7 protein-coding genes (1 of these 7 cut by a window edge) are annotated in these 8,352 nt (G+C 45.5%); 6 read left to right on the top strand and 1 reads right to left on the bottom strand.

The window, feature by feature from the left end:
- Positions 1-18: 18 nt before the first annotated feature.
- The 6 genes from yaaA (at position 19) to AR543_RS02930 (ending at position 7,950) form a co-directional block, all read left to right on the top strand.
- Positions 19-237: a S4 domain-containing protein YaaA gene (gene yaaA, locus AR543_RS02905; RefSeq protein ID WP_060531693.1), complete on the top strand. Its 219-nt coding sequence runs from the start codon at positions 19-21 to the stop codon at positions 235-237.
- 17 nt (positions 238-254) lie between these two features.
- On the top strand, positions 255-1,367 hold the full coding sequence (recF, locus tag AR543_RS02910; RefSeq protein WP_060531695.1) for a DNA replication/repair protein RecF: 1,113 nt from the start codon (positions 255-257) through the stop codon (positions 1,365-1,367).
- 15 nt (positions 1,368-1,382) lie between these two features.
- A complete protein-coding gene (gene remB / locus AR543_RS02915) occupies positions 1,383-1,634 on the top strand; it encodes an extracellular matrix regulator RemB (protein ID WP_060531697.1) in 252 nt (83 codons plus the stop codon).
- Between the two features lie 52 nt (positions 1,635-1,686).
- Entirely contained in the window at positions 1,687-3,606 is a 1,920-nt protein-coding gene (gene gyrB / locus AR543_RS02920) for a DNA topoisomerase (ATP-hydrolyzing) subunit B (RefSeq protein ID WP_060531699.1), read from the top strand.
- Between the two features lie 388 nt (positions 3,607-3,994).
- Entirely contained in the window at positions 3,995-6,544 is a 2,550-nt protein-coding gene (gene gyrA, locus AR543_RS02925; RefSeq protein WP_060531701.1) for a DNA gyrase subunit A, read from the top strand.
- Between the two features lie 326 nt (positions 6,545-6,870).
- Positions 6,871-7,950 (top strand): HD-GYP domain-containing protein, encoded by a 1,080-nt coding sequence (locus AR543_RS02930; RefSeq protein WP_060531703.1) that lies wholly within the window; start codon positions 6,871-6,873, stop codon positions 7,948-7,950.
- Positions 7,951-8,105: 155 nt separating this feature from the next.
- Here AR543_RS02930 and AR543_RS02935 read toward each other — a convergent pair whose 3' ends face one another.
- Positions 8,106-8,352: the 3' portion of a hypothetical protein gene (locus AR543_RS02935; RefSeq protein ID WP_060531706.1), read on the bottom strand. The gene runs 209 nt beyond the window's last position; only the last 247 of its 456 coding nucleotides appear in the window; its start codon lies off the right edge, out of view — the gene reads right to left on this strand; it ends in the stop codon at positions 8,106-8,108.

Consider the following 8,352-nt stretch of genomic DNA (forward strand, 5'->3'; position numbering starts at 1 on the left):
AAGGACGGTTATTTATTCATGAAAAACATTTCGATTTCCACCGAATATATCAAGCTCGATCAATTTTTGAAGCTGGCAGACTGCGTATCCACAGGAGGAAGTGCCAAAGCCCTTTTACAGGAGCAAATGGTCAAAGTAAACGGAGAAACCGAAGAACGCCGCGGACGCAAATTGTATGCCGGCGATGAAGTAGAGGTACAGGGTGAGGGGTCTTTCAAAGTTCAGAGTGAACAATAATCCGGAGGATCTCATCCATGTTTATTAATCAGATCAGTCTGCAGAATTACCGCAATTACGAGCATATCCAGCTGGATTCCTTTTCCCCCGTCAATCTTTTCATCGGGCAAAATGCACAGGGCAAGACCAATCTGATCGAAGCTCTTTTTGTGCTGGCTCTATCCAAATCCCACCGTACCAACAAAGACAAAGAACTGATTTCCTTCGGCGCCGACAATGCCAGGATCGCTTGCGAAGCCGAGAAAAAATACGGCAACGTCAAACTGGAGCTCAACTTCTCGTCCAGAGGCAAAAAAGCCAAAATTAATGGCCTGGAGCAGCGCAAACTGAGCGATTTTATCGGCACGATCAATGCGGTTATGTTCGCACCCGAAGATCTGGAGATCGTCAAAGGCTCACCGGGGGTGCGCCGTCGTTTTCTCGATATGGAAATTGGGCAGGTGCAGCCGAGCTACCTGTACCACCTGCAGCAGTATCAAAAAGTGCTCGTTCAGCGTAACAATTATCTCAAGCAGTCATGGAGTGCCGGCAGCAAGGATGCCACTATGCTGGATATCTGGAATGAACAGCTGGTAGAGCATGGTGTCAAAATCGTCCGCAAGCGCAAGCAGTTTATCCACAAGCTGCAGGGCTGGGCAGAAAATATCCACATGGGGATAACTGGTGGCAAGGAAAAGCTTGTTTTGTCGTATGTTCCGTCGTTTGGCGGGGTGGAAGAAGAAGATGAAGCTGTCTTATTTGAGCAATTTATGATAAAATTATCACAAGTGAAAGAACAGGAATATCGGCGTGGCGCGACTTTGGCAGGTCCTCACCGCGATGATCTCACCTTTCACATTAACGGGAATGAAGCCGCCGTTTTTGGATCACAGGGCCAGCAGCGTACCACCGCTTTATCGCTGAAACTGGCTGAAATCGAATTAATACACGAAGAGATCGGAGAATATCCGATTCTTTTGCTGGATGATGTCTTGTCCGAACTGGATCCGTACCGTCAGACCCAGCTGATCGAGACGTTCCAGAATAAAGTGCAGACTTTCATAACAGCGACCGGAATAGAAAGTATTAACGCCGGCCGGCTGAAAGAAGCGCAGATTTTTCATGTCCATCAGGGGCATGTGGAGAAATAAAGGGAGGATTATTCCATGTATATTCACCTGGGCGGCGAGAAGATTATTCGCTTTTCCGAGCTGATTGCCATTTTTGATATATCGATCGAAAAGTCTTCCAAAATCTCCAAACAGTTCGTCAGCTTTGCCCATGAAGACAAAAAAGTCGAATCAATTGGCGAAGAAGAGCCCAAATCCATTGTCGTAACCAAGAACAAAGTATATTACTCCCCCATTTCCTCGGCTACACTCAAGAAACGTACCAATACCTTTTTTGCGAACGCATAGATACAGCTGGCGACTCCGGCTGTCTTAAAATATAGAAGTAGGTGAAAACAGCATGTCGATGAATCAACCGGCTTATGATGCCAGTCAGATACAGGTGCTTGAAGGTTTGGAAGCGGTGCGTAAGCGTCCGGGTATGTATATCGGATCGACCAGCTCCAAGGGACTTCATCATCTGGTCTGGGAAATTGTAGATAACAGTATTGACGAAGCATTGGCAGGATACTGTGATCATATCGAAGTAACTATCCATGAAGATAACAGCGTAACCGTTGTAGATAACGGACGCGGTATTCCGGTAGGTGTAGAAGCCAAAACACAGCGCTCCGCGCTTGAAGTGGTTATGACCGTTCTTCATGCCGGCGGTAAATTCGGCGGCGGCGGATATAAAGTATCCGGCGGTCTGCACGGTGTAGGTGTATCCGTTGTAAACGCCCTGTCCGAGCATGTACGCGTCGTTGTCAAAACAGACGGCAAAGTACACCAGCAGGAATATACACGCGGTGCTCCAATGTACGATATCAAGGTTCTGCGTGATATGACTGAGGAAGAAGGTACAGGAACTACTGTTACTTTCCGGCCGGATGCAGAGATTTTCACCGAAACGACCGTTTATGACTATGACACGCTGCTTGGCAGAATCCGTGAGCTGGCTTTCCTGAACAAAGGAATTGCCATGACGCTGACAGACGAGCGTACAGGTGTCTCCAATCATTTCAAATACGATGGCGGTATTATCGAGTACGTGCAGTATCTGAACCAGAACCGCGAAGTAATCAGTGAACAGCCGATTTACGTCGAAGGTACGCGTGATCAGATTCAGGTAGAAATTGCCCTGCAGTACAACGAAGGCTATACCGAGAATATTTATTCTTTTGCTAATAACATCAATACGCATGAGGGCGGTACACACGAATCCGGCTTCAAAAGCGCATTGACGCGGATCATCAACGACTATGCTCGCCGCAACGGACTGCTCAAAGACAACAACAGCAATCTGACTGGTGAAGACGTACGTGAAGGTCTGACAGCAATCATTTCCGTCAAAATTCCGGAGCCCCAATTCGAAGGTCAGACCAAAACCAAGCTGGGCAATAGTGAAGTTCGCGGTATCGTGGAATCCCTGTTCTCCGAAAAGCTGCAAGAATTCCTGAATGAGAATCCTTCTGTAGCCCGCCGGGTACTGGACAAAGCATTGCAGGCATCTCGTGCCCGTGAAGCAGCCCGCAAAGCACGCGAACTGACACGTCGTAAAAGTGTGCTGGAAGTCAGTGCGCTGCCGGGTAAACTGGCAGACTGCTCGTCCAAGGATGCTTCGATCAGTGAACTGTACATCGTTGAGGGTGACTCTGCAGGCGGTTCGGCCAAGCAAGGACGCGATCGTCATTTCCAGGCGATTTTGCCGCTGCGCGGTAAGATCCTTAACGTAGAAAAAGCACGTCTGGATCGTATTCTAGGTAATGCCGAGATTCGTGCCATCATTACAGCGCTGGGTACAGGTATTGGCGATGAATTCGATTTGTCCAAAGCCCGTTATCACAAAGTCATCATTATGACCGATGCCGATGTCGATGGTGCCCATATTCGTACACTGCTGCTTACCTTCTTCTATCGCTACATGCGTCAGATTATCGAAGCAGGCTACGTCTATATCGCTCAACCGCCACTGTTCAAAGTAGAACGCAACAAAACAGCGGTGTATGCGAATTCCGAAAAGGAACGCGATGAGATTATTGCCGGATTTGGCGAAAACGCTAAGTTTAACGTACAGCGCTACAAAGGTCTTGGAGAGATGAATGCGACCCAGCTCTGGGAGACAACCATGGATCCAGAGAGCCGTATCATGCTGCAGGTTAGCATCCAGGATGCGATTTTGGCAGATGCCATCTTTGATACGCTGATGGGAGATAACGTAGAACCAAGACGCGATTTCATTCAGGAAAACGCCAAATACGTTAAAAACCTCGATTTCTAATAGGTCCTTTATCAAACGAATAATCAGTATACAGTAGTGTAATTATGCAAATTACAGAGAGCATCCGCGAAGCTGCGGATGCTCTTTTCATTAGCTTTTGTTGTTTCAGGAAAGGAAGCATCCGATTTATCATTTTTTACAGCAAATACATGCGAAATAACGTCAAAATACAGGACAGAATTGCAGAAAAATGGTATAATAAAGTGATGTAGCCGTAGGCATCCATAGTGTATGTAACACCGCACCATGTAACGATTTTTAACCCCAATCTGGTGACAAGAAACTTATTTTTATACAAAGATTGAATACGGAAATAAACATTCTGTATTCAGTCCATGAGCATCCATTTGTGCAAACGAAGGCTGCAATAAGGGAGGCTAGGCTTAGCATGGCGGAAGAGAATATTTCGCAAATTAAAGACCGGGATATTGGTACAGAGATGCGTGAGTCCTTTATGGACTATGCGATGAGCATCATCGTCAGCCGGGCTTTGCCTGACGTGCGTGACGGATTGAAGCCTGTACACCGGCGTATTTTATATGCAATGTCGGAACTGGGCATGGCACCGGACAAACCGTACAAAAAATCGGCGAGAATCGTCGGTGAAGTTATCGGTAAGTATCACCCGCACGGTGATTCTGCCGTATATGAGACCATGGTACGTATGGCGCAGGATTTCTCGATGCGTTATATGCTGGTAGACGGCCACGGTAACTTTGGTTCGATCGATGGCGATATGGCCGCAGCTATGCGTTATACCGAAGCCCGTATGTCCAAAATGGCTTTGGAAATGCTGCGTGATATCAACAAAGAAACAGTCGACTTTGCGCCCAACTATGATGGCGAAGAAAAAGAACCGATTGTTCTGCCTGCTCGTTATCCGAATCTGCTGGTCAACGGCGTATCGGGTATCGCGGTAGGTATGGCTACCAATATTCCTCCTCATAATCTGGGTGAGGTCATTGATGGTGTTCAGGCGATGATTCAGAATCCGGATATTACTTCCATGGAACTGATGGATTATATCCATGGCCCTGATTTCCCGACGGCCGGTTATATTCTGGGACGTTCCGGTATTCGCCAGGCGTATGAGACAGGACGCGGCGCCGTTACTATGCGCGCCAAAGCTACTATCGAAGAAAACAACAACAAGGCTCGTATTGTAGTGAACGAGCTTCCTTATCAGGTGAATAAAGCTCGTTTGGTAGAGAAAATCGCTGAACTCGTGCGTGAGAAACGCATCGAAGGCATCACCGATCTGCGTGATGAGTCCGATCGTAACGGTATGCGTGTCGTTATCGAGCTGCGCCGTGACGTGAATCCGAGTGTTGTACTGAACAACCTGTACAAGCATACAGCCATGCAATCCACATTTGGTGTGAATATGCTGGCGATTGTAAATAACGAACCGAAATTGCTCGGTCTGCGCGAAGTTATTTATCATTACATCCAGCACCAGATCGAAGTTATTCGTCGTCGTACCCAGTTTGAGCTCAAAAAAGCGGAAGCCCGCGCTCATATTCTGGAAGGATTGCGCATAGCTCTGGATAATCTGGATGATGTGATTGCGCTGATCCGTGCATCCCAGACTACTGAAGCTGCTCGTGAAGGGTTGATCGCACGCTTTGCACTGAGTCCGGAACAGGCCCAGGCGATTCTGGATATGCGTTTGCAACGTCTGACCGGCCTGGAACGCGACAAGATCGAGAACGAATATAACGAGCTGTTGCGTATGATCGGAGAATATCGCGATATTCTGGCTAACGAATCCCGTGTTCTGGAAATCATCAGTGAAGAACTGAATGAACTAAAAGAACGTTTTGGAGACGAACGCCGTACCGAGATTACAATTGGCGAAGAAAGTATTCTGGACGAAGATCTGATTCCACAGGAAGAGGTTGTCGTAACAGTAACGCATACCGGTTATATCAAACGTTCTCCAGTTACTACGTATCGTAGTCAGCGACGCGGCGGACGCGGTGTAATGGGCGTAGATATGAAAGATCAGGACTTTGTCCAGCATCTGTTCGTAACGAACTCTCACCACCATCTGCTGTTCTTCACAGACAAAGGTAAAGTGTACCGGATCAAAGCCTACGAGATTCCGGAGCTGGGTCGTACCGCACGTGGTACACCGGTTATTAACCTGATCCAGATCGAACAGGGCGAATCCGTTAACGCAGTTATTCCGGTAGAGAACTTCGAAGGGGATCAATACTTGTTCTTTGCTACCCAGCAGGGTATTGTGAAGAAGACGCGTCTGGATGACTACACGAATATTCGTAAAGGCGGTCTGATCGCGATCAATATGCGTGAAGATGACGAACTGATCGAAGTGAAGCTGACAGATGGACAGCAGGATATCGTTATGGGTACAGCCTATGGTATGTCGATTCGCTTTAACGAGAACAATGTACGTTCCATGGGACGTAGCGCGACCGGTGTCAAAGGGATTACCCTGGACGAAGGTGATTCTGTAGTCGGCATGGACCTGATCAACGACGATCTCAAAGTACTCATCGTTACAGCCAAGGGATACGGTAAACGTACACCAGGTTCGGAATATCGTCTGCAGACACGTGGCGGTAAAGGAATCAAGACCATGAATGTAACAGACAAAAATGGTCAGCTTACAGGACTTAAGGTTGTTGAGGATAATCAGGATCTGATGATCATTACAACCAGCGGTACACTGATTCGTATGGATATGGAAAGTATCTCTACTATGGGACGTAATACACAGGGTGTACGTCTGATCCATATTCGTGAAGAGGATTCGGTCGCAACCATTTGCCGAACCAACAAAAACGAAGAGCCGGAAGAGGAAGAATTGGAAGAAGCGGAACAGGCAATGGAAAATGCTATTGTCGAGACGATTGAAGAAACCAATGATTTCCCTGAACCGGATACTTCAGCAGCCGAAGATATCGAAGAGTAAATAACATTTCTATAACAGACAGATAGCTAAATAGGAAAAGGCCGACAGACTATTATAAAATGTATTTTGTGAATCTGTTGTTCAGCCCAATCCCCATATTGATCCCTTATCTTTTAGACAGATAAGGGATTTTTTCTGTATTAAATAATCTTTTTAAGTCTAAAATCCTAAATAATTTACTAAATTAGATTGTAAATAAGTAATATTATGAATATAATAAGCCTAAATAACCAAGTCTTTAGAACTACATATAAATATAATAGGCAAAAATATCAGTTTTGATATATAACCATTTTTGATTTTATGATGAAAAGCGAGGGTAGCCAATGTCTACTTTAACTATTAATGAACTGAAGCCTGGTATGAAACTCAATAACGATGTATTTACAGCCAGAGGTAATCTGCTGCTTCCCAAAGGCAAAGTACTAATGCCGCGTGACCTGAAAATACTGCATGCTTTTATGATAGACGAGATTCAAAATGGAATAGCGTCAACAACCGCTGCCCCTACTACAGAAATGCCATTAGCCGAATCAGGGATCCCCGCTGCTTCCCGCTCTGCCCTTAGAATAAAGTTTGAGAAATGCTATACCGAAATGGTTCAGGCGACCAAGCAGGCATTTCAATCGATCCTGGCAGAAGAACTACCAATCTACAAACTGCGTAATCAGATGGAAGAATTATTATCTTATTCCCGGGAATACAATGTTCTTACATTTACTCCTGCCTATATGAAAAAAGAAGAATATGTATATCATAATGCTGTATTAACAAGTCTTACTTCTTACCGAATTGCCCAGTGGATGAATCTTCCGGCCAAAGAATGGATGCAGGTTGCATTTGCAGGTCTATTCCATGACATCGGCAACAGCAAAGTAGATCCGGATATCCTGCACAAACCATCTCAGCTTACTGCACAGGAGCACGAAGAGATCCAGCGTCATACTTTATATGGATATGAACTGCTCAAAAATGTAAAAGGAATCACAGACGGAGTACGGATTGCTGCATTACAGCATCACGAGAAGGTAGATGGCACTGGCTATCCATTGCGCCTTCATAACAGCAAAATTCATGTATATGCCCGTATCGTAGCAGTAGCAGACATTTTCCATGCCATGACACTGTCCAAATACTACAGGCAGGCACAGTCTCCCTATCTCGTACTAGAGCAGCTGGATTCCGAGGCATTTGGCAAACTGGATCCAATGATAGTCACTACATTTGTTCATAAAGTTACTCAGTTCCATAATGGTACGCGCGTGCGTCTGAGTAATGGAATGGTCGGACGTATCATTTTCTCTGATCGTGATCATCCAACCCGACCTCTAATAGCAGTAGGAGAAACCATTTATAATCTAATGGAGAATCGCAAATTGCATATACAGGCTGTAATTCCGGGATGAATGTAATCTGCGCTTAAGCAATGCATGTAGTGTGAGAATATCAATATAAGGTGAAGCATAAAAACTGTGTTATTTAATACGTATAAGCATCAATGAGAGCATGGCACCAAAGCGCGATACTGCGGTTATGAAAAACAAAGGCAGACGCATCGCAACTAATGTGTACCTTTGTCCAGATCTTTGAGCGCTTCAATCGCTTTAGGATGATACTTGTGCTGACGAAGCAGTTCCAAAGCTGCTGCTTTAAATAGAATGTAGCTGTTACTCCGAATAATATTCACTGCAAAGTCGATTTCTTTGTCGCTGACAGTTAATAACGATAATGTATTAATGCAGTACACGACTAGGCTATCGTCTTCATAATCATGAGCAGCTATAATTTTAATAAGCTGCTCTTTGATA

The sequence above is a fragment of the Paenibacillus bovis genome (genome assembly GCF_001421015.2).
Taxonomy (GTDB): Bacteria; Bacillota; Bacilli; order Paenibacillales; family Paenibacillaceae; genus Saccharibacillus; species Saccharibacillus bovis.

Bases quoted from the DNA above. Each gene is read 5' to 3' on its own strand.
- yaaA (WP_060531693.1), top strand. From the start codon at position 19: ATGAAAAACATTTCGATTTCCACCGAATATATCAAGCTCGATCAATTT.
- recF (WP_060531695.1), top strand. From the start codon at position 255: ATGTTTATTAATCAGATCAGTCTGCAGAATTACCGCAATTACGAGCAT.
- remB (WP_060531697.1), top strand. From the start codon at position 1,383: ATGTATATTCACCTGGGCGGCGAGAAGATTATTCGCTTTTCCGAGCTG.
- gyrB (WP_060531699.1), top strand. From the start codon at position 1,687: ATGTCGATGAATCAACCGGCTTATGATGCCAGTCAGATACAGGTGCTT.
- gyrA (WP_060531701.1), top strand. From the start codon at position 3,995: ATGGCGGAAGAGAATATTTCGCAAATTAAAGACCGGGATATTGGTACA.
- AR543_RS02930 (WP_060531703.1), top strand. From the start codon at position 6,871: ATGTCTACTTTAACTATTAATGAACTGAAGCCTGGTATGAAACTCAAT.